This window comes from Alcaligenes sp. EGD-AK7 (assembly GCF_000465875.3).
Lineage (GTDB): Bacteria > Pseudomonadota > Gammaproteobacteria > Burkholderiales > Burkholderiaceae_B > Alcaligenes > Alcaligenes phenolicus.
The window spans coordinates 119,087-144,686 of the sequence record NZ_AVOG02000012.1 but is presented as its reverse complement, the minus strand read 5'-3'; the positions used below and the strand labels follow the sequence as shown (position 1 = coordinate 144,686).

Annotated in this window: 24 protein-coding genes and 3 tRNA genes; 12 read left to right on the top strand and 15 right to left on the bottom strand. The window is 54.2% G+C overall.

The features are described from left to right. Positions 1-92: 92 nt before the first annotated feature. From N879_RS09290 to N879_RS09245, 12 genes are all read right to left on the bottom strand, one after another. A complete protein-coding gene (locus N879_RS09290) occupies positions 93-1,589 on the bottom strand; it encodes a terminase large subunit (protein ID WP_009456718.1) in 1,497 nt (498 codons plus the stop codon). Continuing rightward, positions 1,586-2,038, bottom strand: coding sequence for a hypothetical protein (locus N879_RS09285; RefSeq protein WP_009456717.1), 453 nt, complete (start codon positions 2,036-2,038; stop codon positions 1,586-1,588). The genes N879_RS09290 and N879_RS09285 overlap by 4 nt, the downstream gene beginning before the upstream one ends. Positions 2,039-2,040: 2 nt before the next feature. Continuing rightward, positions 2,041-2,514, bottom strand: coding sequence for an HNH endonuclease (locus N879_RS20410; RefSeq protein WP_128831612.1), 474 nt, complete (start codon positions 2,512-2,514; stop codon positions 2,041-2,043). Further along, on the bottom strand, positions 2,514-3,725 hold the full coding sequence (locus N879_RS09275; RefSeq protein ID WP_009456715.1) for a phage portal protein: 1,212 nt from the start codon (positions 3,723-3,725) through the stop codon (positions 2,514-2,516). Before N879_RS09275 ends, N879_RS20410 begins: the two co-directional genes overlap by 1 nt. Continuing rightward, positions 3,719-4,231: an HK97 family phage prohead protease gene (locus tag N879_RS09270; protein ID WP_009456714.1), complete on the bottom strand. Its 513-nt coding sequence runs from the start codon at positions 4,229-4,231 to the stop codon at positions 3,719-3,721. The genes N879_RS09275 and N879_RS09270 overlap by 7 nt, the downstream gene beginning before the upstream one ends. Before the next feature lie 2 nt (positions 4,232-4,233). Next, positions 4,234-5,457 carry a phage major capsid protein gene (locus tag N879_RS09265; RefSeq protein WP_009456713.1) on the bottom strand — a complete coding sequence of 408 codons (1,224 nt, stop codon included), beginning with the start codon at positions 5,455-5,457 and terminating at the stop codon, positions 4,234-4,236. 197 nt (positions 5,458-5,654) lie between these two features. Continuing rightward, the gene (locus N879_RS09260; protein WP_009456712.1) at positions 5,655-5,900 is read right to left on the bottom strand and encodes a hypothetical protein; all 246 of its coding nucleotides are present in this window, start codon (positions 5,898-5,900) and stop codon (positions 5,655-5,657) included. A 398-nt stretch (positions 5,901-6,298) separates the two neighbouring features. Continuing rightward, the gene (locus N879_RS09255; protein ID WP_009456711.1) at positions 6,299-6,778 is read right to left on the bottom strand and encodes a hypothetical protein; all 480 of its coding nucleotides are present in this window, start codon (positions 6,776-6,778) and stop codon (positions 6,299-6,301) included. Beyond that, positions 6,771-7,049, bottom strand: a complete 279-nt coding sequence (locus tag N879_RS20045) for a helix-turn-helix domain-containing protein (RefSeq protein WP_009456710.1) — start codon at positions 7,047-7,049, stop codon at positions 6,771-6,773. The genes N879_RS09255 and N879_RS20045 overlap by 8 nt, the downstream gene beginning before the upstream one ends. Positions 7,050-7,061: 12 nt before the next feature. After that, positions 7,062-7,262 (bottom strand): AlpA family transcriptional regulator, encoded by a 201-nt coding sequence (locus N879_RS20040; RefSeq protein ID WP_009456709.1) that lies wholly within the window; start codon positions 7,260-7,262, stop codon positions 7,062-7,064. Between the two features lie 64 nt (positions 7,263-7,326). Further along, positions 7,327-7,938 carry a hypothetical protein gene (locus N879_RS20405; protein WP_152978314.1) on the bottom strand — a complete coding sequence of 204 codons (612 nt, stop codon included), beginning with the start codon at positions 7,936-7,938 and terminating at the stop codon, positions 7,327-7,329. Next, positions 7,938-9,170 carry a tyrosine-type recombinase/integrase gene (locus N879_RS09245; RefSeq protein ID WP_021446895.1) on the bottom strand — a complete coding sequence of 411 codons (1,233 nt, stop codon included), beginning with the start codon at positions 9,168-9,170 and terminating at the stop codon, positions 7,938-7,940. The genes N879_RS20405 and N879_RS09245 overlap by 1 nt, the downstream gene beginning before the upstream one ends. A gap of 539 nt (positions 9,171-9,709) precedes the next feature. Here N879_RS09245 and N879_RS09235 point away from each other — a divergent pair. Together N879_RS09235 and yaaA are read left to right on the top strand one after the other, a co-directional pair. Next, complete coding sequence (locus N879_RS09235; protein ID WP_009456707.1) at positions 9,710-10,492, top strand: 3-hydroxybutyrate dehydrogenase; 783 nt, start codon at positions 9,710-9,712, stop codon at positions 10,490-10,492. Between the two features lie 79 nt (positions 10,493-10,571). Continuing rightward, positions 10,572-11,357, top strand: a complete 786-nt coding sequence (yaaA, locus tag N879_RS09230) for a peroxide stress protein YaaA (protein WP_009456706.1) — start codon at positions 10,572-10,574, stop codon at positions 11,355-11,357. Between the two features lie 259 nt (positions 11,358-11,616). On the opposite strand, the gene N879_RS09225 is transcribed toward yaaA, so the two are convergent. Further along, positions 11,617-13,902 (bottom strand): FUSC family protein, encoded by a 2,286-nt coding sequence (locus N879_RS09225; RefSeq protein ID WP_021446894.1) that lies wholly within the window; start codon positions 13,900-13,902, stop codon positions 11,617-11,619. A gap of 440 nt (positions 13,903-14,342) precedes the next feature. Here N879_RS09225 and ilvB point away from each other — a divergent pair, with 440 nt between their 5' ends. From ilvB to pnp, 6 genes are all read left to right on the top strand, one after another. Further along, on the top strand, positions 14,343-16,064 hold the full coding sequence (gene ilvB, locus N879_RS09220) for a biosynthetic-type acetolactate synthase large subunit (protein WP_021446893.1): 1,722 nt from the start codon (positions 14,343-14,345) through the stop codon (positions 16,062-16,064). 10 nt (positions 16,065-16,074) lie between these two features. After that, a complete protein-coding gene (gene ilvN / locus N879_RS09215) occupies positions 16,075-16,566 on the top strand; it encodes an acetolactate synthase small subunit (protein WP_003801075.1) in 492 nt (163 codons plus the stop codon). A 215-nt stretch (positions 16,567-16,781) separates the two neighbouring features. Next, complete coding sequence (ilvC, locus tag N879_RS09210) at positions 16,782-17,798, top strand: ketol-acid reductoisomerase (protein ID WP_009456705.1); 1,017 nt, start codon at positions 16,782-16,784, stop codon at positions 17,796-17,798. Between the two features lie 407 nt (positions 17,799-18,205). Beyond that, entirely contained in the window at positions 18,206-18,973 is a 768-nt protein-coding gene (pssA, locus tag N879_RS09205) for a CDP-diacylglycerol--serine O-phosphatidyltransferase (protein WP_021446892.1), read from the top strand. Between the two features lie 166 nt (positions 18,974-19,139). After that, a complete protein-coding gene (gene rpsO, locus N879_RS09200) occupies positions 19,140-19,409 on the top strand; it encodes a 30S ribosomal protein S15 (protein WP_003801068.1) in 270 nt (89 codons plus the stop codon). 89 nt (positions 19,410-19,498) lie between these two features. After that, a complete protein-coding gene (gene pnp / locus N879_RS09195) occupies positions 19,499-21,637 on the top strand; it encodes a polyribonucleotide nucleotidyltransferase (RefSeq protein ID WP_009456700.1) in 2,139 nt (712 codons plus the stop codon). A 544-nt stretch (positions 21,638-22,181) separates the two neighbouring features. Here pnp and N879_RS09190 read toward each other — a convergent pair. Both N879_RS09190 and N879_RS09185 read right to left on the bottom strand, forming a co-directional pair. Then, positions 22,182-22,267: transfer RNA gene (locus N879_RS09190), tRNA-Leu, on the bottom strand. Between the two features lie 12 nt (positions 22,268-22,279). After that, positions 22,280-22,369: transfer RNA gene (locus tag N879_RS09185), tRNA-Ser, on the bottom strand. Between the two features lie 233 nt (positions 22,370-22,602). Here N879_RS09185 and N879_RS09180 point away from each other — a divergent pair. From N879_RS09180 to N879_RS09165, 4 genes are all read left to right on the top strand, one after another. Then, the gene (locus N879_RS09180; RefSeq protein ID WP_009456698.1) at positions 22,603-23,577 is read left to right on the top strand and encodes an NAD(P)H-quinone oxidoreductase; all 975 of its coding nucleotides are present in this window, start codon (positions 22,603-22,605) and stop codon (positions 23,575-23,577) included. Between the two features lie 158 nt (positions 23,578-23,735). Further along, complete coding sequence (gene tpiA, locus N879_RS09175; RefSeq protein WP_009456696.1) at positions 23,736-24,476, top strand: triose-phosphate isomerase; 741 nt, start codon at positions 23,736-23,738, stop codon at positions 24,474-24,476. A gap of 18 nt (positions 24,477-24,494) precedes the next feature. Further along, on the top strand, positions 24,495-24,902 hold the full coding sequence (gene secG / locus N879_RS09170) for a preprotein translocase subunit SecG (RefSeq protein ID WP_009456694.1): 408 nt from the start codon (positions 24,495-24,497) through the stop codon (positions 24,900-24,902). 226 nt (positions 24,903-25,128) lie between these two features. Continuing rightward, positions 25,129-25,213: transfer RNA gene (locus N879_RS09165), tRNA-Leu, on the top strand. Positions 25,214-25,600 lie beyond the last annotated feature (387 nt).

Here is a 25,600-nt window from a genome sequence, read left to right as displayed (position 1 = left end):
TTGGTTCTCGTGGCACTTTCCCAGTAATCCACGTCTGGCTATTCTGGTTCCCCAGACCCGGCCAGCTCGGGAGAGCACTTGTCTCGTCTGCGTCATACAAAAAAGATCGCTTCTGGAATCGCTTGCGCCTGCTCGGTACGGGTAGCCACACCAAACGCCATTGCCAGGGCCACGATGCCATCAATGCGGCCAGTCGGCCTGGATTTGTCCAGCTTGCGGTTGCCTGCCGGGTCTTTGGTCGTGGTGGCATTGGCGGCACACATCGTCAGCACGGGATGATTACCGTGGGCCACTTCTTCATTCAATAGCGCGGCTTCCAGCGCATCCAGGGCGGGGGACATATCCTTGAAACCTTGCCCCCACTCCACCAGCGGGAAGTCCAGCCCCTGGCGCTCCAGGTCGCGGCGCAGCACGTCGATGCGCCAGCGATCAAATGCGATGGCCTGAACGTCTACATCGCTCAGGATTTCGCCCATTTCGCGTGCCACCTGCTCGTAGTCGATAGCGGCACCGTCACACACGCGTAGCAAGCCTTGCTGCGCCCAGGCCATGTATGGCGCTCGATCGCGGCGTTCGCGCTCCTGTAGGCCTGCTTTCGGTGTCCAGAAATGCGGCTGAACGCACCAGATACCGTCTACCTGGCCGATCAGTACCAATGCTGTCAGGTCAGTGCGGGCCGATAAGTCCAGGCCAGCGAAAACCGGGCCATCAAACGGCTGCGGGTGGGCACTGCTGGCTTTCCACACGTCAGGGCTGATAAATGGGCTATCCAGACTCACACGCTGATTCAGCAGCAGGTTGCGGGCGGTGTTGGCCATGCTCGGCATTCTGGCGGCCTGTTGCATTTGTTCGCGCAGGTCGGCTAGGGATCGAAACGTGCCCAGGGCAGGATTGCTGGCTTTCCAGCCGTCTTCATTCAACAGATCGCAGTCTTTCGGCGCTTCATATACCCGGCAGACGGTGCGCGGGTCAGCGCTGACGTTGGCATCATCAATCCAGACGCTCAGTAAATCGGCGTCATTGGCCGCTTGGGTCGATATGGCAATCAGCAGCGGGTGTTCATGTGCGCCCTGGCTGGTCGTGATGGCATCCACAAAGTCAGATTGTGGGCCGCGTACCTGGCCGATTTCATCCAGGATGGCCAGCACTGGGGACAAACCGTGCGCTGTCTTGCCGTCAGCCGCCAGGGCGCGATACTCCACGTTCAGCGGCAAGCCGATCAGCCGTTTGCCAGACGGGATGATGCGTACCAGGTCAACCAGGCGCGGGGACTGTTGCACCATCTTGGCGGCAAGGTTGAACACCAACGCGGCTTGGTCGCGGCTCATGGCACCAGACACAATCTGGCTATTCTGGCGGGCTTCCGGGCCTACCAAGTGCGCCAGCAACAAGCCAGCAATCAGGCCTGTTTTGCCGTTCTTGCGAGCAATGGACAGGATGGCGCGGCGCGTGCCTGCCGGATTGTCGTAGGTGTCGCGGATGAACTGCTTTTGAAACTCGGCCAGGCGCAGGGGCTGGCCTACCAGCGCACCTTCCGGCACGCGGCAATAGGATTCGATAAAGCGGATGATCTTGTCAGCGCGGGTCATCGCACTACCGCAAGACGGGGGATCAGATCGTCATCATCTTGCTGGCGGGCGGCTTGTTCCAACTCCAGTGCCTTACCTTGATTCTGGCTGCGGCCTGTTGTGGCTTCCGCATGAACATGCAAGGCGCGTGCCATTGCCACCACGCGGCGGGCGAGTGTCTCCACCAGCTTGTGCTTAGGATTGAGCTTGCCGCCGATCACGTCGCCTTCCGTGGCGATTTCGGCTTGCAGTCGTTCAACGGAGGATTGATCGCGGGCCATGACAGCGGCCATTGCCAGGTCGGCATCGTTCCACCGATCACGGGGACGGTTCCGCATGATGGCGTCCCAGAATGGCGCTGCGGTATCAGGCAAGGCAACATGCGCAGGAGGCAGTAGCGTTCCCAGGGCTGCATTCTGGCTCGCCGTGACGGCTGCCTTGGTGCTATCAGAACGGGGGCGACGTGTCATGGCTATTTGCCCTTTGCGTTGAAAGAAAGGGGGGAGGACGGTCTGGCGCTCTCGGCTGCCAGTGATTTCTCAGTGGCCAATGCCTCTGCGGCTTGCGTAGCGGCCCCAGGCGCGGCGTTCCAGTGATGGTCTGGATCAAGTGGCCTTCCCTTGGCATCGTAGCCATACACAGGCTTGTGGCCGTGGCGCTCTCGCATGGTCTTATGCGAGTGGCACGCATGGCACAGCGGCACCAGGTTGCTGCGTTCGTTGTTTCCAGGGTTGCCATCGTGGTGGTCAATATCCGTGGCTGGCGTCACACGGCCCAGGCGTTCGCAATCCCGGCACAGCGGGCTTTCTTCCAGCACGCTGGCGCGTAGCCTTTGCCATGCGCCACTGTTCAATGGAATCGTGCGGCGCGGGTCAGCGGTGCGGCCTGTCGGGTTGGCTCTTGGCTTCAATAAGGCCGGGACTTTGGGATGGATGGGGTTGGACATTACGCGGCCTCTTTGCTGGGATATGGTGCTGTTGGCGTCGTGGGGGCAGTGGTGGTCACTGGGATAGCGTCTACCCCTTCAATGGGTGGTAGGTTCTCCAGTTCACGGGCTTCGCTTTTGCGCATCCATCCAGCCTGGATACCAGACGCATAGAAGGCGGCACGCGTCGTGCTGTCGCCACGCAGCAAGCCTTCTACGGAATGCTCACAGAAATAGGTGCTGCGGGCCGTCTCGCTCAGGCATTTTGTATTGATGGCCTGTTCCCACATTGCCAGCCAGCGGCGCAAGGTCAGCGTCACAAATTGCCGCGTCAGTTCCACGCTGTTGGAATAGTTCGCGGCTTCCATCGCACCGATGATCGTGGGGGGCACACGAAACAGGCGGCAGACCTCGTACACGTTGAACTTGCGGGCCTCGATCCATTCGGCATCCTCCAGGCTCATGCTGATGGGTTTGTACGTCAGGCCTGCTTCCAGCACGGCCGTACGGCCACTGTTGCCGGTGCCACCGTACTGGCTGCCCCAGGACTCCTTCAGGGCCGTTTTCTGCTCGGGCTTGAGGATCTGGCTGGTTTCTAACACACCGGCCAGCTTGGCACCGTTGCGGAACGTCGCCACGCCATGCTCTTGCTCGGATTGGGCCAGCTCAATCACACCACGCGCTACGGCAATCGGACTCAGGCCCAGCACGCCATCCGTGCTGATTCGGTGGCGCAGATGCAAGCATTCATCTTGCAGTAGGCGAATCACGCTACCTTTGCGGTCGGTGTACTCGTAGGCCAGCTTGCCATTGTCCAGGCGCAATACTTGGACGTTGGCCAGCGGCCATAACTCGCGCACCTGGCCGTCAGTGCCACGGATGATGCGGGCAAACGCATTGCCGGTTAGCAGTACCGCTGCCGTCATCGCTTCCCGGAACTCCATTGCGGTCTGTTCAGGGTTGGGCTGGTCGTGAAGCACGCGGTAAAGCGGGTGCTGGCGGGCTTTCTGGCGGTTACTGCCCGTATCTTGGAACAAGTGAAGGGGCAAGGTGGCGACAGTCTCGGAAATCGCCTGTACGCAGGCATAGACGGCGGCCACGCCTTGCGCGGTGGTGGCGTTGACCGGGCCGGTACGCAAAGCGGCAAAGTCTTGCCAGTAGGAATCACCACCAGTTGCTTGATGGGTGCTGCGGCGCTCCAGGCCCAAGCGGTTCATGATTCGGTTCAGCATCGCACAGTCTCCAGCCAGGCGCGGTTCATGTTCGGTACGGTGCGGGCGCGGGCCTCTACCGTGGTGGCCTCGTAGGCGGGGAATGCCTGAACAATGCTCACCTCGTGCAATTCCACCTGACGCAGTTCGCGCAGGTCGCCTTGCCAGGCCTCGTCTATGGCGCGAAACCCGAAAGACATACCGCCAAGGTCGCCACGTTCTGCCAGGGCCAGCAAATCACGGCCAGCTTGGGTATCCGGTACGGCCAATGAGAAGTACAGCCCTTGGTCATCTTCTCGAAGCTCCAGCGTGTTGGATTTGGTACGGCCCAGCAGCACGGCGGCATCATGGTCACGCAAGCAAAGAATGTCGCGGCCAGACGCAAGCGACTGATGGAACGCACCAGGCCGGATCACCTCCCGAAAGTCGGCAATCTGGGTCTCGGTATTGAATCGGGCCGCATAGCCCACCAGGCGGCGGTTGTTGACCGTCAGTTGGGCAGCGGCGCGGCGTTCCAGCGTCGTCATGATTAAGCCAGATCGTTAGCGACAACGAAGGCTTTCTCATGGCGGCAGGCAGTGCCTACAGTTGCCATTGCACGCACCACAACACCGCCACGGCTGTAAGCGGGTTCGCTGTAAGGGTTCACTAAAATGTCCAGTTCAGACCACACGCCCAACAGGATCTGCGAGAAATCGCCCAGGATCACCGGCTGGCCGGTGCTGTCGCCTGCCAGCGCACGGGTCACATGCAAGGGACGGTCAGCCATGCGGCCACCTTCCAGCAGATAACCCGGCAGGCCAGCTTCCTTCAGCGTGCTGGCCAGCGTCGTCTTGGCTGTGCCGGTCGTCAGCCATGCGCCCCCATAGATTTCCTCGTCTTCCAGTTTCTGTACGAAAGCCAGCACCGATGCCCAATCCAGCGTTGCCAGCGTGCCGGTTTGCTTGCCGGTGAAACTCAGCACGCCCAGCGGCTCATTGCTGGTACCCGTACCGGCGATGATGGCGCGGTCGATTTGCTTGGCTATCAAAAAGGCCAAATCATCACGTACCAGTTGCTCGATTTCCGGGCTGGATTGCTGAATCAGTTGGCGGGACATTTCGGTTTTTCCGCCGACATGCTTCGGCCCCAGTGTCACGCTGCCGAAAACCATTTCACCATCAGGTACTGTGCCACCCTCTGCCACCCAGCCGGTTTCCAAGCCGCTGCCAAATTTCGGAATGGACAGGTTGCCACGCAGGCCGGTTAGCACACGCACACCCAGGCGGCGCGCCACCAGGGCTTCGCGCAATGGGCCGATGTATTGGTCAGCGCGGTGAACGGTTGGCACGATCTCGGGGGCTGTGGCCGTGGTGTTCGGGCCAGTAGCACGGGTTTCCAGCAGAGACAGCGGAACAAAGGCACCTTGCGCCTTGCGGCCAGTGCGGCGCTCGGCTTCGGCGGAATACTCGGCGGCGGCACCAGTTAGGCTGCGGCCTTCCGTTTGCGCTTGAAGCACGTCCAGCAGGGACACGCGCTTTTCCAGGGTGTCCAGGCTGTCTCCACCCGCGTTTATTGGCACACCAGCGGCCCGGCGCTCCATGTCGTCAACGAACTGCTGGCGCTGTTCCTGGCCTTCCAGGTCAGTGATTTCTGCCTTCAGCTTGTCAAACGCGGTTTGCTGGTCAGCCGTCAGCGTCTTGTTGGCATCCAGCAGAGTGCGGGCTTCGGCAACCTTGGCGGCTTTCGTTTCGCGGATTTCGTGGGTTTTCATGTTGATTCCTATAGGATGTTTACTGTGCGGGTATCCAGTAAATAGCATGGCTATAGGAATGCTTCAATCGGTTTAACTAGCTGAAAACACTAGCGGATTTACGCGGACGGAAAATTTTTTAAGGGTGTGGTTTTTTTGCTGTTTTGGCTGGGCATGTTAGGGGCAGTTTTTTTCAGAGACCGCCCCTGTGCGGCTACTCAGCCCCTGGACTCGATCATTTTTTCTTTCATGTCTTGAAGAACTTCGATCAGAATTTCAATCTGACCTGGCGTGGCAGCAATGCTGTATTCGCCTTGTTCAGCACGCAAATGGTCGTGATGGTCAAGGCTAATAATGTATTGCTCAACATACTGTCGGTATCCAATGGTGCCAATTTCTTGAAGCTGTATCGGATCCATAATATCTTCATCAAGGGTAAATCTACGAATGCGCTCGGGTGACATGCGATCTCCTGATAGGATTAAGAAAGCTGTTTACATCGTTTATTCTTAGCGGTACAGATGGCTACTTCTAGAAGTTGTACAGAAACTGTATTCAATAGATCGACAATGATGTTTTAACAGAAAAATGGCTGAAACCCTTTCCAGTCCTTGCTCTAAGCTTGTTCTTTCGTGCTTTTTTGAGTACGGAAACTGTATTCAAACGGCTATTATGCCCATCCTTTTAAGTACAGAAACTGTATTCAACAGACCGGATTTGCACGAACTGAGGTGGACATAGCCGAACAGCACCACACAATGGCGTTGGTTTTCTATTGAATACAGAAACTGTACTGATAGATTTAATTTTCAGACGCATAAAAAACCCGGCCTGAGCCGGGAAAAATTCAGTGAAAGTGGGGTCATGCTGACTTTGCTGCCGCTTGAAGTGCTTCTTTCACTAGGCGTAACTTACGGGTCTCCAACTCAGCGCCAGGGTTTGTCTGAACCTCAATGAATCCCATGTAATCCTGCCCGCGTTGGTCTATGTCCAAATCAGGCTTCCAATCCATTTTCATCCAATTTATCGCCCATAGTTCAGCTTTTCCGTGCTGGCCTTTGGTGCCTTGGCGGGTGACAGTGATAAGCCGTGTAGCGCGTAGTTCTTTCTTGGCACTGTTCAGGGTTGTAGGCGATTTCCACCCACGTTTTTTCATCAGTTCCCAGCATGGGGATAGCGAACCATTGTTCTTGCCAGAGTACTGCCGCGCAACGTCCTGCAATAGCACTTTAGCAGACGGCGACAGCCCCACATAGTTGGGGCTGTCCATCATCGAATAGGGTAGCGCCACGAATTGGCCCAAGTGGGACAGCGCCCCCTTTTGATGATTGCGTTTAGCCATTCATCCCCCCCTGAATCAGTACGTATCGTTTGACGCGTGTGTATCCGCCAAACCTGTTGTGGATATTCTCCCACTCGTCGTGGATACAATGCCCAGCAGCGCGCAAGGAAGATATTGTGCTTGGTAGGCAATGATCGCCATACTGTTCAGCCTCGAAACGGTTAAGGCTGCGACTACGCAAAAGCTCCAGAACGAATGCTTGTTTGGTAAAATTACGAGTGATGTTCTTGCTCTCGTTGCCACTGGTGGCGGGGGCATTTTTTTTTCTCATGATGCGCCCCCGTTATTGACCGGCAGAAGTGTAAACGCGCTCTGAAATCCAGCGATCTATGTCGCTTTCAATCCAGCCAATTGCACGTGGCCCCAAGACGATGCTCTTGGGAAAGCCGTTTTCCTTCATGTACTTGTAAACGGAACTACGGCCGAGACCTGTTTTGCGCTGTACTTCGGGAAGACGGATGATGCGAGATGTTTTCGTATCCATGTAAACCTCATCTAACGTTGACGGATGAGGTGATGATCTGAGATATAGAGTTGGTATGCGCAGGCTACGTACCAACTTTTTTTATGCGTTTCCTAACAGTTTCTAGAGAAACCGAAAATTCTGGTGCAATTCTTCTTGCCACCGCATTAACTGTTAACAAAGGATTAATCGAAAAAAGCTCGTTTGCGCGTTTCTGCCATTTATCCCATTCAGGGCGGCGCTCTGCTTGACGCTCTTCCGCACTAAGAATGCCAATTTTTTTGCGGTGTCTTTTATCCTTAACATTACTATTTATATAGGGGGTAGCCTTTATACGCGAACGCAACGCCTCGGCATTTGAAATTGCTAGCAGCAACTTTAATACGTCGTTTTCTCGACGCGATCGCGTAAGCTCATCGAGCACTGGATAACTAATGCTTACCCGTCCATTTTCATGCCGTTCAATTCTCCTGGATGGTCCATATGTTTGATCAATGCGATCAATTTGTTCTTGCAGTCTCTTGACTATCTCACTCAACTCAGTTACTTCACGTAACGCGTCAATTCGTCCTTGGGGTGCAAGCGAATTTAAAGCGTTTACTGTATCCTCAAAACTGGCTACATTTGGATCAACAACTATTTGAGTACCAAAGATACCTGCGTCATCAATAGGTGTTCGGGTAACGCCTTTTTTCATTATCCCACCCTCCGCAACTCGATAATGTCGCCGCTTGTGGCCGGTGTTGTCAGGAACTGCGCCCAGGCATCCATCATTTTTAGGCGTTTTTCCAGAGCATCACCTCGGCGGTATGCCGCTTCTACCTTGTTGGTCAGCGTATGTGCCAACGCTTGCTCCGCAAGCTCTCGTGGGTAGTTGGTACGTTCGCCTACCCAGTCCCTAAACGTGCTTCGGAATCCATGCGGTACAGCTTCTTGGCCCATGCGGCGCATAACAGCAGTCAGGGACATATCGGATAGCTGGCCAGCCCTTGGGGCAGGGAAAACAAATGGTGAATCACCTAGCCGTGGCAAGGCTTTGAGTAGCTTGATGGCCTCTGCTGATAACGGTACGCGATGCTCACGGCCCGCTTTCATGCGGTCACCAGGCACTGTCCATACTTTCGCGTTTAAGTCGATTTCGTCCCATCTTGCGCCGCGTACTTCGCCAGATCGTGCTGCTGTCAAAATGACGAATTGAAGCGCTCGGGCAGACATACCTTCCCTTGCTGTTAAATTGCGCCAGAACGACTTCATGGCGTCAATAGGCATGGCTGTGTGATGCTCTACCTTTTGCACCTTGCCCTTGGCTGGCAGAATCGTATCTAAGTGGCCTTTCCAGCGGGCGGGGTTTTCGCGTACGCGATACTTACGCACTATTGCCCAGTCCAGGACGTTTTCAAGGCGACCACGTAACCGGCTGGCAGTTTCTGTTTTTGTTGTCCAGATCGGCTCCAGCACTGCCAGGATGTGCGACAGGTCAATATCTGCCACTGCCAGCTTACCCATGACCGGGTAGGCGTATTGCTTCAGCGTGTTTTCCCATTGTTGGCGGTGCTTCGGGTTTTTCCATTCTGGGGCTTTGGCCTCAATGTACGCAGTAGCGCATTCCTGAAATGTCTTGTCGCCAGCTTGCTGCGCCTGTATGGCCTGCCGGATTTCCCGCTTCTGTGCCAGGGGATCGACGCCATCCCGGATACGCTTCCGCATTTCAAAGGCTTCGTCACGGGCGCGGGCTAGAGTCACGAATGGATAGCTACCTAGGCCTATGTCGCGCCGCAGGTTGCCTACCTTGACTCGAAGTATCCAGGACTTTGCTCTACTTGGGGTTATACGCAGATGAAGGCCTGGCACGCCGCCAACGGCATAGCGGCCTGGTTCTCTTAGTGCGGCCACTTTACGATCTGTAAGCTGATCTGCAATTTTTGGCATGGAAAGTATCCATAAAAATATTGTCAGCCACATTATGCCCACATAAGGCTTCGGATTTCAATGGACACTAAAGAATAAATGCGAATCCTATTTTTCAATAAATTCCATTTATATCAAGTATTTAATTGGACAACAAAAAACATTGATGAACATAAAAATGGCGGACACCCTGTCCGCCACCTGGAATTTTGAAAGCCCTTGATTATTCAAGGGCTTTTTTATTTTCTGCTGGTTTGATCGTCCTGCTCTCTCAGCATGGTTTATTGGCTGTTTTGTCACATAAGAACGTTAAGGTAAAAGTGTCAGTCGCGGCCGATGTTCGGAAAACTCATCCGCAACATTGTGTATGGCCGACTTTTCCCCGCGCAGGCCGAAGTTCTAGGGGGTAATGCGCTAGTACTTGGTCCGATGGCGTTTGGCCTTGTTTTGCAAGCCTTGATGATTCCGGACAAAACGAGCCCATTGCATTTCCCGGCAGTGCAGGCCGGCGAGTACACTTGGGGTTTCAGTTCCCTGTTGTCAATACTCACGAGGTATCTATGCTGAAAGGTAAAAAAGCGGTCGTAACAGGATCGACCAGTGGTATCGGTCTGGCCATGGCCACCGAGTTGGCAAAAGCCGGTGCAGATGTGGTGATCAATGGTTTTGGTCAGCCTGAAGATATCGAGCGCGAGCGCAGCACGCTGGAGTCCAAATTTGGTGTCAAAGCCTATTATCTGAATGCAGACCTGAGTGATGCACAGGCCACGCGCGATTTTGTTTCCAAGGCGGCAGAAGTCTTGGGCGGGCTGGATATTCTGGTCAATAACGCTGGTATTCAGTACACCGCGCCTATCGAAGAGTTCCCTCTCGACAAATGGAACGCCATCATTGCCTTGAACCTGTCAGCCGTCTTTCACGGCACAGCGGCTGCCTTGCCTATCATGCAAAAGCAGGGTTGGGGGCGCATTATCAATATCGCCTCGGCTCATGGTCTGGTGGCATCGGTAAATAAATCGGCTTATGTGGCTGCCAAGCATGGTGTCGTGGGTCTGACCAAAGTGACTGCACTGGAAAATGCTGGCAAGGGTATTACGTGCAACGCAATCTGCCCGGGCTGGGTACGCACTCCCTTGGTGGAAAAGCAGATCGAAGCTATCAGCCAGCAAAAAGGGATTGATATTGAAGCTGCCGCACGCGAGCTGCTGGCTGAGAAACAACCTTCCCTGCAGTTTGTGACTCCTGAACAATTGGGCGGTGCTGCTGTGTTCCTGTCGTCTGCCGCCGCAGACCAAATGACGGGTACGACGCTAAGTCTGGATGGTGGCTGGACGGCTCGCTAATTGCTGTCAAAGCGTGTTTTGTAGATGGCAGATAAAGGGCATGGCCCTTTATCTGTTTGGATAGAAAGGATATAGGCGCATGTTGTTATTGCTCTCGCCAGCGAAAAAGCTGGATTACGATTCCCCTGTACGCACGCAGCTGGAAACCCAGCCTCTGTTTGTGGAGCAGGCGCAAGGCTTGATTGATATTTTGCGCACTCAGTCCGAAGAGGATATTGCCGGCTTGATGAAGCTGAGCGACGACCTGGCGCGCTTGAATGTCCAGCGTTACCAGGAGTGGGAGCCCAAGTTTGACCGCTCCAATGCCCGTCAGGCCATTCTGGCTTTTAATGGTGATGTATATGAGGGCATGGCTGCAACGGATTTGTCGGACAAGGAGCTGAAGTGGGCCCAGGACCACATTGTGATTCTTAGCGGTTTGTACGGTGCTTTACGTCCTTTGGATTTGATGCGTCCTTACCGTCTGGAAATGGGCACTCGCTTGAAGAATCCCGAAGGTGCCAATTTGTACGCTTACTGGGGCAGCCGGATTGCCAATTATTTGAACGAGCGTCAGGAAGGCGAAGCCAAGCCCGTTGTCTTGAACTTGGCTTCCGAAGAGTATTTCAAGGCGGTCGATCAAAAAGCCTTGCGTGCCCGTGTGGTTCAGTGCGTTTTCCAGGACGAGAAAAACGGTGTCTGGAAGATTATCAGTTTCTACGCCAAGAAAGCCCGTGGTTTGATGGCCCGCTTTGTCATCGACAAGCGTGTGCAAACAGTGGAAGGCTTGAAGGCGTTTGATCGCGAGGGGTATGTATTCCAGCCTGAGCTCTCCAGCGAGGACAAGCTGGTGTTCCGTCGCTCCGAGCAGGATGCCAAGGCTTGATAAGTATGTAGCTTTATTGCTTGCGCCGTAGGAGTAGCTCTTTAGCTGATCTGCGGTCTTGCAGGTAAAAAAAGAAAGGCAAGGCCATGTATTTGTGCCTTGCCTTTTTATTCTTGGTCCTGCGAATTGAAGAGGGCTGGACACCCTATGCTCTTTTGCCTTTTGCCTTTTGCCTTTTGCCTTTTGCCTTTTGCCTTGAGTTCTTTTTTATTTGGTCCCGACAGCGAGCTCCACATGTATACGGGACATGGCATGGCCATCAGGCCCCTTGCTGTTTCAGTTCCTGCTTGCGCTCAGGCGGCAGTTGCGGGCCAGCGCTGTATTCCAGGCCTCTCATATCCTGACGTATCAGTTGGGCGGCCTTGACCATCTGACGGATAGGGTAGGCCAGCATGGCCAGCTCACCTTCGGTTTCGATGGAAGCAGGCGGGTCAGCATCCTGGTCGTTAATCAGCGCGCCAATGGCATCCAGGGAGTTCTGGATGCCTGGCGGAATCTGACTCAAATTAGCCAGAAGCGGGGTAGCGGCGCTGATTTGCGAGGCCAGCACGTGGTTCTGAATCAGCAGGTTGTTCAGCAGGGATACATTGGCTTGTCGGCTGACAGGCTCATCCATCATGCGATAAAAGGCCGAGGCAAAGTTGCTGAAGGCAATGTGTACGTTCTTGTTTGCCACTTGCCAGGCGGTGTCGGCTTCCATCAAGTCCAGATCCACCTGGTTTTTTTGGGCCTCTGTCATGGTGGGTTCGCCTTCCTGACCGTTTTTAAGGATCTGGTTATGCAGGCGGCTCAAGCGAGCGAATTCCAGCCCTGCACGCCAGAACTCTTTGTTGGCGGCCAAGGCTGCTCGGGCCAGGCCTGTCATGGCGCTGGACTCCCAGTTGGGCAGCAGGTAACTGGCGGCCATGGCGATGCCGCAACCAATCAGCGTATCCACCAGACGTTCTCCAATGATGAAGGAGCCGCCCGTGGACAGGAATTGGAAGGACAAAATCACAAAGATTGTGTTGAACAGGGCCGATAGCAGGAAGTTCAGCTGAACCAGGCTGTTACCCAGGAGGTAGGCCAGCAACATGGCGATCAGATACAGCTCGCGGTTGTCCGTTAGCTTCAGAAGCAGGAAGGCCGCCCCGCAGCCCAGTACCGTGCCAAAAAGGCGCCAGCCATTGCGTTGGCGCGTGATGGCAAAGCCCGGTTTCATAATGACCAGAATGGTCAGGATGATCCAGTAACTGTGTGCTGTCAGTGCACTGACCAGGCCCAGTTCGCTTTGGAAATGAGCGCTGAGTGCACCCACTCCCAGGGCCACCATGGACGCAATGCTGACACGTGCCGCGTAGCGGAAGTGCGAAGACTTCAGCTTCATATTGCTGCTGAGCATGCCCAAACGCAGTTCTTCACGCGAGAGCATGCGGCTTAGCGATTTATTCAGGTATTGATCGACTGGCATATTCTGGCTGGCACGATGCGATAGGCTTGCCATGCTGTCCACAATGCGGTTCAGGTTACGCAGTCGGCGCAAGACCTGGACTAGCAGGGCGTAGGTCTCAGGGTCGGATTGAGACATGCCCTGACGTTTGTACTTCTCCAGCTCGTATTCCATGGCGCGGATTTCCGCTTTGACGCTGGAGCGACGGGTGGTGCGAGCGCTGCGCGAAACATTCATGGCAATGCGGCCGATATCCAACGAAAGCTTGTGCAAGCCATCACGCGCAAAAACCATGAAATCGCTGTCAGAAAGCTGACGGCGCAGGACGGTGTAGTCGGTATAGGTCGCGACCAGCGAGTCCAGAATGCTGACCATATTCAAGAAGATGGTCAGCAGTGCCTTGCGATGGTGATCGCCTCGTCCATAACCGCGCGGCAATTCACGCAGTACCACGTCGCGAGCGGCCTGGTGCTTTTCGGTCATATTGGATTGAAGATTGATCAGCCGTCTATAGCAGGCGTCCAGATCCGAGGTGGAGTCATAGAATTGCGAGCGCGCTTCCATGTATTCAGCCGTGGCAAACAGGGCTACCGCCAGTGTCTGGCGCTCTTCCCGATACCAGAACAAGCGTCGGAACAGGGTGCTGAACAAGTAATAGGACAGACCGCCGGCAAAGGAATACAGCGTGTGCGCCAGTACCTCGTGAGGCTGCATGGGAAAGCGCATCGTCAAGGTCATCAGCAGCAGGGCGGCAAATCCGATCAGCCCGCCGCGACGACCAAACACGGAGAACATGCTGTACAGAAAGCACAGAAACGGTACGCACAGCACCAGCAGCAGGGGAGAGCTGGAGGCCAGACCTGTCAGGCCAACGGTGACCGTGCCCAGCGCAATACCGCCCAGCATTTCATTGTTGCGATAGCGGCGTGGGCCGCCGGGCTGGTCAATGATGGCAACGCAGGTGGCACCCATGGACGCAATGACGCCAATGTCATAGTGACCAAAGAAGCGGCCCAAAATAATGACCGGCAACAGCACACCGATGGACTGGCGCAGTCCGCCGAAAAAATAGTGGCTATACAGGAATTGTTTTAATTGTGGGATGGGCGATGCCATAAAATACCCGGACAGCTCGTCATAGGTAGACAGTATATCGTTTTACGTATGCAAGCTTTAAGCCTGTTTTTTTGCACTTTACCAACAATCACAGTTGCTCGCTTTGTGCAGTCAAGGTAAAGTAACTAGGTGTTTTTGCTCCTTATCCGAGCAAATTGTAGCGAGGCACTGTTAACCGGGCCATCCGCCCGGTTTTTTGCGCCTAAAAACTTTGTTGCTGGCCGCGTCACAAGCGTGGGATGCCAGGACTTCCGTTTCAAGCTAACGCATACGTTTGTGTATGCACGCACTGGGTGTCGAAGAGTGCAGGCCGGACGGTAATGTGTCTGGGTGGTGTGGTCCTGTGGGCCATGAAGCGCCAGATCATGTTGCTGACATCGGTTCAAGCTCGGACCGTCGTGGTCAGTCGATATTGCAGAGCAAGACTGAAAGGAAAACTCATGTCTGAATTAAATGGCGCAGATATTGTTGTGCGCACGCTCGCGGACGAAGGCGTGGAACACGTTTTCGGTTATCCGGGTGGTGCCGTTCTCTATATCTACGACGCAATCTTCAAGCAGGACCGCTTCCAGCACATTCTTGTGCGTCATGAACAGGCTGCTGTTCATGCTGCGGATGCCTATTCCCGTTCGTCCCAAAAAGTTGGCGTGGCACTGGTAACCAGTGGCCCGGGCGTCACCAATGCCGTCACCGGTATTGCGACCGCTTACCTGGACTCCATTCCGATGGTCATCATCAGTGGGCAGGTCAGCACCCAGGCAATTGGTGAAGATGCTTTCCAGGAATGTGATGCCATCGGTATCACCCGTCCTTGCGTCAAGCACAACTTCCTGGTGCGCGATGTTCGTGATTTGGCCGATACCATTCGCAAGGCATTTTTTATTGCCACGACAGGCCGTCCTGGTCCTGTGCTGATTGATATCCCCAAAGATATTACGACTGCAACGTGCAAATACACGCCCAAGCGTGGCGAGGTCAAGATGCGTTCCTACGCACCTGTGATCAAAGGCCATCAGGGGCAGATCAAGAAAGCTGTCCAGATTCTCAATAGCGCCGAGCGCCCGCTGATTTACGTTGGTGGTGGTGTGGTGCTGGGTAATGCTGACAGCGAACTCAATGAGCTGGTCAAGTTAAGCGGTGCTCCTTGCACGACTACCTTGATGGGTCTGGGTGCCTATCCAGGTACGGCGGATCAGTACATCGGCATGCCCGGCATGCATGGTACTTACGAAGCCAATATGACCATGCAGCATTGCGACGTTCTGATCGCAGTGGGTGCACGGTTTGATGATCGAGTGATTGGTAATACCCGCCACTTCGGTCAGAACCCACGCAAGATCATTCATATTGATATTGATCCTTCGGTAATTTCCAAGCGCGTGAAAGTTGATGTGCCTATCGTGGGCTGTGTCAAAGACGTGCTGACAGAGTTCAATGAGCTGTATGCGCAAAGCCGTCAGGAATCGCAGAACCAGCCCTCCCTGAATGATTGGTGGAAACAGATCAATGTCTGGCGTGGCAAGAACTCCTTGGCCTACGCCAAGTCGGACGAGCTGATCAAGCCGCAATACGTGGTGGAATCCCTGTGGGAAGTGACGGGCGGCAACGCTTTCGTGACTTCTGATGTGGGTCAGCACCAGATGTGGGCGGCTCAGTACTACAAATTCAATAAGCCTCGTCGCTGGATCAATTCCGGTGGCCTGGGCACGATGGGCGTGGGCTTGCCTTACGCAATGGGTGTGCAAATGGCCAACCCTGGCCAGGATGTTGCCGTCATCACTGGTGAGGGCTCCATTCAGATGAACATCCAGGAACTGTCTACGTGTAAACAGTACCGCTTGAGCCCCAAGGTTCTTTGCCTGAACAATCGTTATTTGGGCATGGTGCGCCAGTGGCAGCAAATCGACTACGGCTCGCGCTATTCCGAGTCTTACGTGGATGCACTGCCTGACTTTGTCAAACTGGTGGAAAGCTATGGTCACGTGGGTCTGGAGATCGACAAGCCAGCCGATGTGGTCCCCGCTATTCGCGAAGCCTTCACCACGCACAAAGACCGCCTGGTATTTCTGAACTTCATCACGGACCAAACCGAAAACGTGTTCCCGATGGTGAAAGCAGGCCGCGGCCTGACAGAAATGCTCTTGGGCCCGGACGATCTGTAAGGAGAGAATCATGAAACACGTCATTTCTATCCTTCTGGAAAACGAGCCCGGCGCACTGTCCCGTGTGGTCGGCCTGTTTTCGGCCCGTGGCTATAACATCGAGACCTTGACGGTTGCTCCAACCGAGGACGACACCCTGTCTCGCATGACTATCGTTACCCGAGGGGCGGACGACGTCATCGAGCAGATCACCAAGCACTTGAACCGTCTGGTTGACGTGGTCAAGGTGGTGGATCTGTCCGAAGGCCCACACATCGAGCGTGAACTCATGCTGATCAAAGTGCGGGCGGTGGGCAAGGAACGTGAAGAGATGAAGCGCATGGCGGATATTTTCCGCGGTCGCATCATTGATGTTACGGACAAGACATACACCATCGAATTGACCGGTGTTCAAGACAAAATTGCTGCTTTCATCAATGCGCTGGATCGTACGGCCATTCTTGAAACAGTGCGCACCGGGGTCTCTGGTGTCAGCCGTGGCGAACGAGTCTTAAAGCTGTAAGCCAAGGCTTTTTCAGGACATAATTACCGCTTTTATTCAAGGAGCTGCTTTTCAAGGCAGCTCCTTATAAAGGGTAAACACGGCCTGACGCTGTGTAGACCGCGGTGGCCCTGTTCTGAAAGTAATGAGTCAAGGTCCTTTTTGTGCCGCTGCTGCATGAGCGGCCATTCTCGAATTGCTGTTTAAGCGAAATTATTAAATTTGGAGCACCTGAAATGAAAGTTTTCTACGACAAGGATTGTGATCTTTCCCTGATCAAAGGCAAGACCGTTGCCATCATCGGTTACGGCTCGCAAGGCCACGCTCACGCCCTGAATCTGCACGAGTCCGGCGTTAACGTGGTTGTTGGTCTGCGCAAAGGCGGCGCTTCCTGGAGCAAAGCCGAGAACGCTGGCCTGAAAGTTCAGGAAGTGGCTGAAGCCGTCAAGAGCGCTGATGTCGTCATGATCTTGTTGCCTGACGAAAACATTGCTGAGGTTTACCGCAACCAGGTTGCTGAAAACATCAAGCCCGGCGCCGCTCTGGCATTTGCTCACGGCTTTAACGTTCACTACGGCCAAGTTGTGCCACGTGACGATATCGACGTCATCATGATTGCTCCCAAGGCTCCTGGTCACACTGTGCGTGGCACCTACAGCCAAGGCGGCGGCGTTCCTCACCTGATCGCTGTTTACCAGGACAAGACCGGCGCTGCTCGCGACGTGGCTCTGTCTTACGCATCGGCTAACGGCGGTGGCCGTGCCGGTATCATCGAAACTAACTTCCGCGAAGAAACCGAAACCGACTTGTTCGGTGAACAGGCTGTTCTGTGCGGTGGTGCGGTTGAGCTGATCAAGGCTGGTTTCGACACGCTGGTTGAGGCTGGTTACGCTCCTGAAATGGCTTACTTCGAGTGCTTGCACGAACTGAAGTTGATCGTGGACCTGATCTACGAAGGCGGTATCGCCAACATGAACTACTCGATCTCCAACAACGCCGAATACGGCGAATACGAGACCGGTCCGAAGATTGTTACCGACGAAACCCGCAAAGCCATGCGCCAGTGCCTGGAAGACATCCAGACCGGCGTGTACGCTAAGAACTTCATCCTGGAAAACGCCGCAGGCGCTCCTACCCTGATCTCGCGTCGTCGTATCAACGCCGAATCGCAGATCGAGCAAGTGGGTAGCAAGCTGCGCTCCATGATGCCTTGGATCGCCGCTAACAAGCTGGTCGACAAGTCCAAGAACTAAGTTTGATATCGGGGCAGTCCCATACGCTGCCCTGGTCTTGAGCCTGAACCGGCTGACGTCTTGCGGCGTTAGCCGGTTTTTTTATTGCTGCAAGAATTTGGCTTTCAGCGGCGCCTCTGCTGGGGCTAAAAAAAGGATGGAAGCGCCTTGTTTTCGTCTTATAGCCGTATCGGTGAGGGCGCGATAAAATGCAGTGCTTGGTTTGACCATCGTGCCCCTGTTGGGGTGGTGCGCAAGCGAGTTCGATAAAATCTACTGTTTATCCATGAACTCCCTGGCCGCAGGCCTCTTGGTCATTTCTGTTCGCTCTGGCTTATATATGCTGGAATTATTTGCACTCTGTAGCCTTGGGGACAATGCTACATTCGAGTGTTCAGTCCTTAGCAACAACTCTTAAAGCATAAATTATGCCCAATTTGCTCAATGATGAAACCCGTCGTCGGCGTAGCATCTATCTTCTGCCCAACGCATTTACGACCGCCAATCTGTTCGCGGGTTTTTATGCCGTTGTGCAGGCCATGAATGGCCGCTTTGAGGCGGCAGCCATCGCCATTTTCCTGGCGCTGGTGTTTGATGGTATGGACGGGCGGGTTGCTCGTTTGACCAATACTCAGTCCGCCTTTGGCGAGCAGTACGACTCCATGGCCGACATGATCTCCTTTGGTGCAGCGCCCGCGCTGGTCATGTACGTCTGGGCCATGCAGGGATTGGGCCGCTGGGGCTGGTTGGCTTCCTTTATTTACGTAGCTGGTGGTGCGCTGCGCCTGGCCCGCTTCAATACCAATATTGAAGTGGTCGACAAGCGCTTTTTCCAAGGCTTGCCCAGCCCGGCAGCCGCTGCGCTGGTCGCTGGCTTTGTCTGGCTGGCGGTGGACAACAAGCTGTCTCTGCAAGTGAATGTGATTCCCTGGGTTGCCTTTGGTTTGACCATTTATGCCGGCCTGGCCATGGTCTCCAACGCGCCGTTCTACAGCGGCAAGTCCTTTGCGATCAGACGTAGCGTGCCATTTTGGGTCATGCTGCTTTTTGTGCTGGTCTTCGTGTTTGTCTCTACGGATCCGCCGGTCTTCCTGTTTGGCCTGTTCTGCCTGTATGGCTTGTCGGGCTGGTTTGTGATGGCCTGGCGCTGGCGTCGAGCCCGTGCTTTGGCACGACTTCGGCGTGGAAACAACTAAAATCCCCGGCTTTGGCAGGCCAGCAGGCCGAAATGCTTAACGCCTTGTCCGGTTTTTCGTTATAATCGTTTGCTTGCACTTGGCCTGATGGGCCCGGTGCACTCAATCTCATTTTCAACACGTTAGGGCACCTCGGTCCTAACGCAAGTCTTAGAGGCTAAATAAAATGGCAGTTGCAGATATCAAAAAAGTCGATATCGTTTCCGAGTTTCAGCGTAAACAAGGCGATACAGGCTCCCCAGAAGTGCAAGTGGCTTTGCTGACCGCTCGCATCAACGAATTGACCGGCCACTTCAAGGCTCACAACAAAGATCACCACTCCCGTCGTGGTCTGTTGCGCATGGTTAGCCGTCGTCGCAAATTGCTGGATTACCTGAAAGGTCGTAATCCAGACGCTTACCGTGCTTTGATCGAAAAACTCGGTCTGCGTAAGTGATACCGGGGCTGGCTCCCCGCTAAACAACCGTGCATTCGGCGAACTGGTTTCGCTGTGTGCACGGTTTTTTTATTGTAAGGATTCTCCTAATGTTCAATAAAGTCACCAAGTCTTTCCAGTACGGCGAACATACCGTCGTTCTGGAAACCGGCGAAATCGCACGTCAGGCGTCAGGTGCCGTGCTGGTTTCGATTGAAGACACTGTTGTGTTGGCCACTGTTGTTGGCAAAAGCGAAGCGAAAGCAGGTCAGGACTTCTTCCCGCTGACCGTTGATTACGTCGAAAAAACCTACTCCGCTGGCAAGATCCCTGGTGGTTTCTTCAAGCGTGAAGGCCGCCAATCCGAGCGCGAGATCCTGATCTCCCGCCTGATCGACCGTCCACTGCGTCCTCTGTTTCCTGAAGGCTTCTACAACGAAGTTCAGGTCATCATTCACACGGTATCGGTCAACCCTGAAATTGATCCTGATATCGCTGCCATGATCGGCGCCTCGGCTGCCCTGGCTATTTCCGGCATTCCTTTCAACGGTCCTGTGGGCGCTGCCCGTGTGGGTTACATTGATGGTCAGTACGTGCTGAACCCATCCGCTACTCAGCTGAAATCTTCGGCTCTGGATCTGGTTGTGGCTGGTACCGAGCAGGCTGTGCTGATGGTTGAGTCTGAAGCCAAGCAATTGTCCGAAGAAGTCATGCTGGGTGGTGTGGTGTTTGCTCACGAGCAAATGCAAGCAGCCATCAACTGCATTCATGAACTGGTTGAAGAAGCTGGCAAGCCGGAGTGGGATTGGCAGCCTGCTGCTGTTAATGAAAGCCTGTTGGCTGCGGTAACCGCTGCTGCCGAAGAAGGTCTGACACAGGCCTACCAGACTCGCGAAAAACAAGCTCGTACCGAGCAAGTGCGCGCTGTTTACGCTCAGGTTAAAGAAACGGTCAAGGCTCAAGCTGAAGCCGCCGGTCAGGATCAGCCTGATATGGTTGCCGTCGAAAACATGATGTTCGACCTGGAAAGCAAGATCGTGCGTTCGCGTATCTTGAGCGGCGAGTCCCGTATTGATGGTCGTGACACCCGTACCGTTCGTCCTATCAGCATCCGTCTGGGCGTTCTGCCCCGTGCTCACGGTAGCGCCTTGTTCACGCGTGGCGAAACTCAGGCATTGGTGGTCACCACTCTGGGTACCAAGCAAGACGAGCAGATCATTGATTCGATTATGGGCGAGTACCGCGATCGCTTCATGATGCACTACAACATGCCTCCATTCGCCACTGGCGAAGCTGGCCGTTTCGGCGCTCCCAAGCGTCGTGAAATCGGTCACGGTCGTCTGGCCAAGCGTGCTTTGACTCCCTTGCTGCCAGCCGCTGAAGATTTCCAGTACTCCATCCGCGTGGTGTCCGAGATCACTGAATCCAACGGTTCCTCCTCCATGGCATCGGTGTGTGGTGGCTCCCTGTCCATGATGGACGCTGGTGTGCCTGTGCAGGATCACGTGGCTGGTGTGGCCATGGGTCTGATCAAGGAAGGCAACAAGTTTGCTGTGCTGACCGACATTCTGGGTGACGAAGATCACCTGGGCGATATGGATTTCAAGGTTGCCGGTACCGAGAAAGGTATTACTGCTTTGCAGATGGACATCAAGATCCAGGGCATCACCAAGGAAATCATGCAGGTTGCATTGGCTCAGGCTCACGAAGGCCGTATGCACATCCTGGGCAAGATGAAAGAGTCCATCGACGGTTCCCGTACCGAGATGTCCGAATTCGCGCCTCGCATGCTGACCGTGAAGATCAACCCCGAGAAGATTCGTGACGTGATTGGTAAGGGTGGTGCAACCATCCGTGCCCTGACCGAAGAAACCGGTACACAGATCGATATTTCGGATGACGGCACCATCACGATCGCCAGCGCCGATCTGGACAAGGCCCGCGAAGCCGAGCGCCGTATTAAAGAGCTGACCGCTGAAGTGGAAGTGGGTCAAGAATACGAAGGTCCTGTGATGCGTTTGCTGGACTTTGGCGCGATTGTGCAAGTGCTGCCAGGCCGTGACGGCTTGCTGCATATCTCCGAGATTGCCAACTACCGTATCGCCAATATCAATGACGTGCTGAAAGTAGGTCAGGTTGTTAAGGTCAAGGTCATCGAAGCTGACGAGAAAGGTCGTCTGCGTCTGTCGATCAAGGCTATCGGCGGTATCGAAGCTCAAGGCGGTCCAGCTGCTCCTGCTGCTTCCTGATAGCGCTTGCAGTCTGCTTGAAGAGAAACCCGCCGAAAGGCGGGTTTTTTGCGTTTAGCTGCTTTTTGGGAACATGGCTGCGTATCGGGTTGTGCCAAGAGCTGGAGGGTAATATGTTGGTGCTGTACCTGTGCTTGTTATGCCTGTGGTTTCAGCCGTAGCCTTAGTTGTAGTTGTAGTTGTAGTTGTAGTTGTAGTTGTAGTTGTAGTTGTAGTTGTAGTTGTAGTTGTAGTTATGGCTGTGACTGTGAATGTAACTGTGACTTTGCTTGTTGTTGGTTCGCTATTTTTGATCTGTTTGCTTCTTGGGAGCAGTTTCGGTCCTGGAGGAGCTGGAGAGGCTTTACTTACGGAGCGGGGGGATAAACAGTCGGTCAGGTTCAGGTGGTGCTTGCGGGGTGATGGCTTGGATTGGGTTTTCAGGCAGGACGCAAAAAAGCCCGCTTTGAAGCGAGCTTTCTTGATTGGTACTTATTTGTCACGAGCGAATAAAAACCGAGGTTTTTATGGTGGGTAAAGAGATCTGCCTGCTATCGTGAATATTTGGTGCATCCAGCCGGAATCGAACCGGCACGATCAAAGATCGAGGGATTTTAAGTCCCTTGCGTCTACCAATTCCGCCATGGATGCAGCGGGAGATGATGGCGGAAGCGGTGAGATTCGAACTCACGGATGGGTTACCCCATCGCCGGTTTTCAAGACCGGTCCATTCAACCGCTCTGGCACGCTTCCTGTCTGTTGGGCTTTTCTTCCTGATAAGTCACATGCGCAAAAAAGCACGGAGGCCAGGAAAGCCTTAAAGTGTAACGTATAAATTTGCTAGCGTCATCGAAATAATCTGTTTTCATGGCTGGAATAGGGCGTTGATGCCAGTGCCTGTGATAGATTGCAGCAGGTAAGGCGGCTGCTTATGGTTTGTGCTTGCAGCCGCGCTGGAAAAATAGTCTAGATATCAGGGAGTAGGTATGCGAGCTGTTGAAATTACCGAGTTTGGAAAGCCGGAAGTGTTGCGAGTGGGCGAGCGCCCCATGCCACAAACAGGTCCTGGTGAAGTGCTGGTCAAGGTGCTGGCGGCGGGCGTGAACCGTCCGGATGTCTTGCAACGAGCAGGCGCTTACCCGCCACCGGCTGGTGCCTCTGATATTCCCGGCCTGGAACTGGCCGGTGAAATCGTATCGGGCGATGTGCAGGGCAGTGGGTTCAAGATTGGGGATCAGGTCTGTGCGTTGGTCACTGGTGGTGGCTATGCCGAATATTGTGTGGTGCCAGTACAGCAGTGCTTGCCTATTCCTGCGGGTTTAAGCTTGCTTGAAGCGGCGGGCCTGCCAGAAACCTTCTTCACTGTCTGGAGCAATGTGTTCGACCGTGGTCAGCTGAGTAAAGGTGAAACCCTGCTGGTTCATGGCGGTGCAAGCGGAATTGGAACAACAGCGATTCAGCTGGCGGTGGCTTTGGGGCATACGGTATATGCCACGGCAGGCAGTGATGAACGCGTGGAGGCCATTAATCGCTTGGGCGGGATCGGCATCAACTATAAAACCGAAGTTTACGAAGACGTCATCAAAAGCAAAACAGGCGGCCGTGGTGTTGATGTGATTCTGGATATGGTCTCTGGCGACTACATCAACCGGGATTTGACGTGTCTGGCCGATGACGGCCGTATCGTCATTATTGCTTTGCTAGGTGGGGTGAAGGCCACGATTAATTGTGGGGAGATTCTGCGTCGTCGCCTGACTATTACCGGCTCAACCTTGCGGTCCCGCTCTGTCGAGTTCAAGGCGCAACTGGCGCAGGCTCTGAAAGAGCGTGTCTGGCCTTTGCTGGAAGCAGGGCAGGTACGTCCCTTGATTCATGCCACTTTCCCCTTGGAAAAGGCGAGCGAAGCGCATGCCATGATGGAGGCGGGTGAGCAGGTGGGCAAGATCATTCTTGTTCCATAAAAGCAGCAAGGGTGGCATAGCCACCCTTTTTCTTGCCGTTCTGAAACGAATTTTCTGTCAAATATGCGCGAAATGGATTAGCACGCGCTACAATAGCCGGTTAGCTGCGCCTTGATTGTGGGCGTTGGTGTAACTTTTTGACTGGCATCAAGGGAGCAATGAGCGTACATTCTTCGCGTAAACGACTGGTTGCGGGTAATTGGAAATTAAATGGCTCGCTTGATGGCAACAGCCGTCTGCTGCAAGAACTGCTCGTTCAGCCTGGTGTGCAGGCAGATTGTGATGTGCTTGTATGCGTTCCTTATGTGTATTTGCCTCAGGTGGCAGGTATCTTGAAAGATTCGACCATAGCGGTCGGTGCTCAAGATGTCAGTGTCCACGCCAAGGGTGCATACACTGGGGAAATCTCGGCGGCAATGCTGGCTGATATCGGCTGTCGCTGGGTGATTGTCGGGCATTCCGAACGCCGTCAGTATCACCAGGAAAGTAGCGCTCAGGTTGCCGCCAAAGTTGTTGCGGCACTGGATGCGGGCTTGACGCCTATTGTCTGTATTGGCGAGCAGTTGGCCGATCGTGAGGCGGGGCAGGAAACCTGTGTGGTGCAAGATCAGCTTGAACCCATTAAGGCTCTTGGGGCTGAAGTGGTATCCAAACTGGTCCTGGCGTATGAGCCGGTCTGGGCTATTGGTACGGGCCTGACTGCAACGCCGGAGCAAGCGCAGCAAATGCATCAACAGATTCGTGCCTATATGGAGTCGGATCAGTTGCGTATTTTGTACGGTGGCAGCGTGAAGGCAGATAATGCCGCCGAGCTGTTCGCCATGCCGGATATTGATGGTGCCTTGGTGGGTGGTGCATCTTTGGATGCGCAAGAATTTTTATGTATTGTGGCCGCTTAAAGGGTCTGGAGTCTTTAAATGCAAGATTGGATGTCTTCCGTTCTGATGGCGGTGCAGGTTATCTCCTCGCTGTTGATTATTGGTCTGGTTCTGCTGCAGCAAGGCAAGGGCGCTGATATGGGCTCGGCCTTTGGTGGCGGCTCGGCAGGGAGTGTGTTTGGTGCGGCAGGTGCGGCGAACTTTTTGTCGCGCATGACCAAATGGGCAGCAATCGTCTTTTTTGTGTCCACCGGTGGTTTGGCTTGGGTTGCTCATCATCCTGCGCAGAAAGTAGATGCGGGGGTGATGCAAGGTTACGAATCGTCTGTTCCTGGCGCAGCTCCATCGGGTGCAGCTTCGGTTCCGGCCCCTGACGCCTCTGTGCCAGCTGCAGTTCCTTCGGCAACTCCTGAGCAAAGCGCTCCTGCGGTTCCTGCTGCTGAGTAAGTTCGATCTGTTTGGGAGTTCAATGCTGCTCTATATATAGAAGGCGGTAAAGATCACAAGCAGGATCGGAAAATACGATATCAAAGCCCGCCTCTAATGGCGGGCTTTGTCTATTTGGCGTTGTTTGTGTGGAATATGCCTGTGTACGTGCTTTTTTAGGTGTTTTGGGCTGTTTTGTACTGACAGCTTTACTTTCGTCATGCTAATATCGCTGTCTTGATTGCTTGCCGACGTGGTGGAATTGGTAGACACGCTATCTTGAGGGGGTAGTGGCGAAAGCTGTACGAGTTCGAGTCTCGTCGTCGGCACCAAACAAAAAAGTTGAAAAGTTCTGCGATTGCGGAGCCTGGAAATAAAACCTGATCCTGGCAAGGGCAGGTTTTTTTTTCGCCAATTTTTGGGTGTTTTGCCTTCTTGTGTAAGTTGCTTGCGTTGTGATTTTCAAGACTTGGTCTTGATTGTCTGAAAAGTGATTGAACCGGGTCAGTGAATGCTGAATCCCATGTTGCTGTGAATCCCCATAATGTGGGAATTTATCAAATGGATTGAGTGGCCGGCTTTGGCTCTCGATAGGCTGGGGTCGGCGATCTTGTCTTTTTCGGTGCTGATTTCATTTTTTGCCTTATTTGCAGAAAACCAGCATTGGCAACCGATTGCTCGGATCACTTAAAGCAAGTTCTTAAGAAGATTCCGGCTTT

What these genes read in the sequence shown, in the direction of transcription:
- rpsO (WP_003801068.1), top strand. Translation starts at nt 19,140, where the DNA reads ATGGCAGTTGCAGATATCAAAAAAGTCGATATCGTTTCCGAGTTTCAG.
- tpiA (WP_009456696.1), top strand. Translation starts at nt 23,736, where the DNA reads ATGAGCGTACATTCTTCGCGTAAACGACTGGTTGCGGGTAATTGGAAA.
- N879_RS09285 (WP_009456717.1), bottom strand. Translation starts at nt 2,038, where the DNA reads ATGACACGTCGCCCCCGTTCTGATAGCACCAAGGCAGCCGTCACGGCG.
- N879_RS09275 (WP_009456715.1), bottom strand. Translation starts at nt 3,725, where the DNA reads ATGCTGAACCGAATCATGAACCGCTTGGGCCTGGAGCGCCGCAGCACC.
- ilvC (WP_009456705.1), top strand. Translation starts at nt 16,782, where the DNA reads ATGAAAGTTTTCTACGACAAGGATTGTGATCTTTCCCTGATCAAAGGC.
- secG (WP_009456694.1), top strand. Translation starts at nt 24,495, where the DNA reads ATGCAAGATTGGATGTCTTCCGTTCTGATGGCGGTGCAGGTTATCTCC.
- yaaA (WP_009456706.1), top strand. Translation starts at nt 10,572, where the DNA reads ATGTTGTTATTGCTCTCGCCAGCGAAAAAGCTGGATTACGATTCCCCT.
- N879_RS09235 (WP_009456707.1), top strand. Translation starts at nt 9,710, where the DNA reads ATGCTGAAAGGTAAAAAAGCGGTCGTAACAGGATCGACCAGTGGTATC.
- N879_RS09180 (WP_009456698.1), top strand. Translation starts at nt 22,603, where the DNA reads ATGCGAGCTGTTGAAATTACCGAGTTTGGAAAGCCGGAAGTGTTGCGA.
- N879_RS20045 (WP_009456710.1), bottom strand. Translation starts at nt 7,049, where the DNA reads ATGAGAAAAAAAAATGCCCCCGCCACCAGTGGCAACGAGAGCAAGAAC.
- N879_RS09260 (WP_009456712.1), bottom strand. Translation starts at nt 5,900, where the DNA reads ATGTCACCCGAGCGCATTCGTAGATTTACCCTTGATGAAGATATTATG.
- N879_RS09245 (WP_021446895.1), bottom strand. Translation starts at nt 9,170, where the DNA reads ATGCCAAAAATTGCAGATCAGCTTACAGATCGTAAAGTGGCCGCACTA.
- N879_RS20410 (WP_128831612.1), bottom strand. Translation starts at nt 2,514, where the DNA reads ATGTCCAACCCCATCCATCCCAAAGTCCCGGCCTTATTGAAGCCAAGA.
- ilvB (WP_021446893.1), top strand. Translation starts at nt 14,343, where the DNA reads ATGTCTGAATTAAATGGCGCAGATATTGTTGTGCGCACGCTCGCGGAC.
- N879_RS09290 (WP_009456718.1), bottom strand. Translation starts at nt 1,589, where the DNA reads ATGACCCGCGCTGACAAGATCATCCGCTTTATCGAATCCTATTGCCGC.
- N879_RS09265 (WP_009456713.1), bottom strand. Translation starts at nt 5,457, where the DNA reads ATGAAAACCCACGAAATCCGCGAAACGAAAGCCGCCAAGGTTGCCGAA.
- N879_RS09270 (WP_009456714.1), bottom strand. Translation starts at nt 4,231, where the DNA reads ATGACGACGCTGGAACGCCGCGCCGCTGCCCAACTGACGGTCAACAAC.
- N879_RS09225 (WP_021446894.1), bottom strand. Translation starts at nt 13,902, where the DNA reads ATGGCATCGCCCATCCCACAATTAAAACAATTCCTGTATAGCCACTAT.
- N879_RS20405 (WP_152978314.1), bottom strand. Translation starts at nt 7,938, where the DNA reads ATGAAAAAAGGCGTTACCCGAACACCTATTGATGACGCAGGTATCTTT.
- N879_RS20040 (WP_009456709.1), bottom strand. Translation starts at nt 7,262, where the DNA reads ATGGATACGAAAACATCTCGCATCATCCGTCTTCCCGAAGTACAGCGC.
- pnp (WP_009456700.1), top strand. Translation starts at nt 19,499, where the DNA reads ATGTTCAATAAAGTCACCAAGTCTTTCCAGTACGGCGAACATACCGTC.
- pssA (WP_021446892.1), top strand. Translation starts at nt 18,206, where the DNA reads ATGCCCAATTTGCTCAATGATGAAACCCGTCGTCGGCGTAGCATCTAT.
- N879_RS09255 (WP_009456711.1), bottom strand. Translation starts at nt 6,778, where the DNA reads ATGGCTAAACGCAATCATCAAAAGGGGGCGCTGTCCCACTTGGGCCAA.
- ilvN (WP_003801075.1), top strand. Translation starts at nt 16,075, where the DNA reads ATGAAACACGTCATTTCTATCCTTCTGGAAAACGAGCCCGGCGCACTG.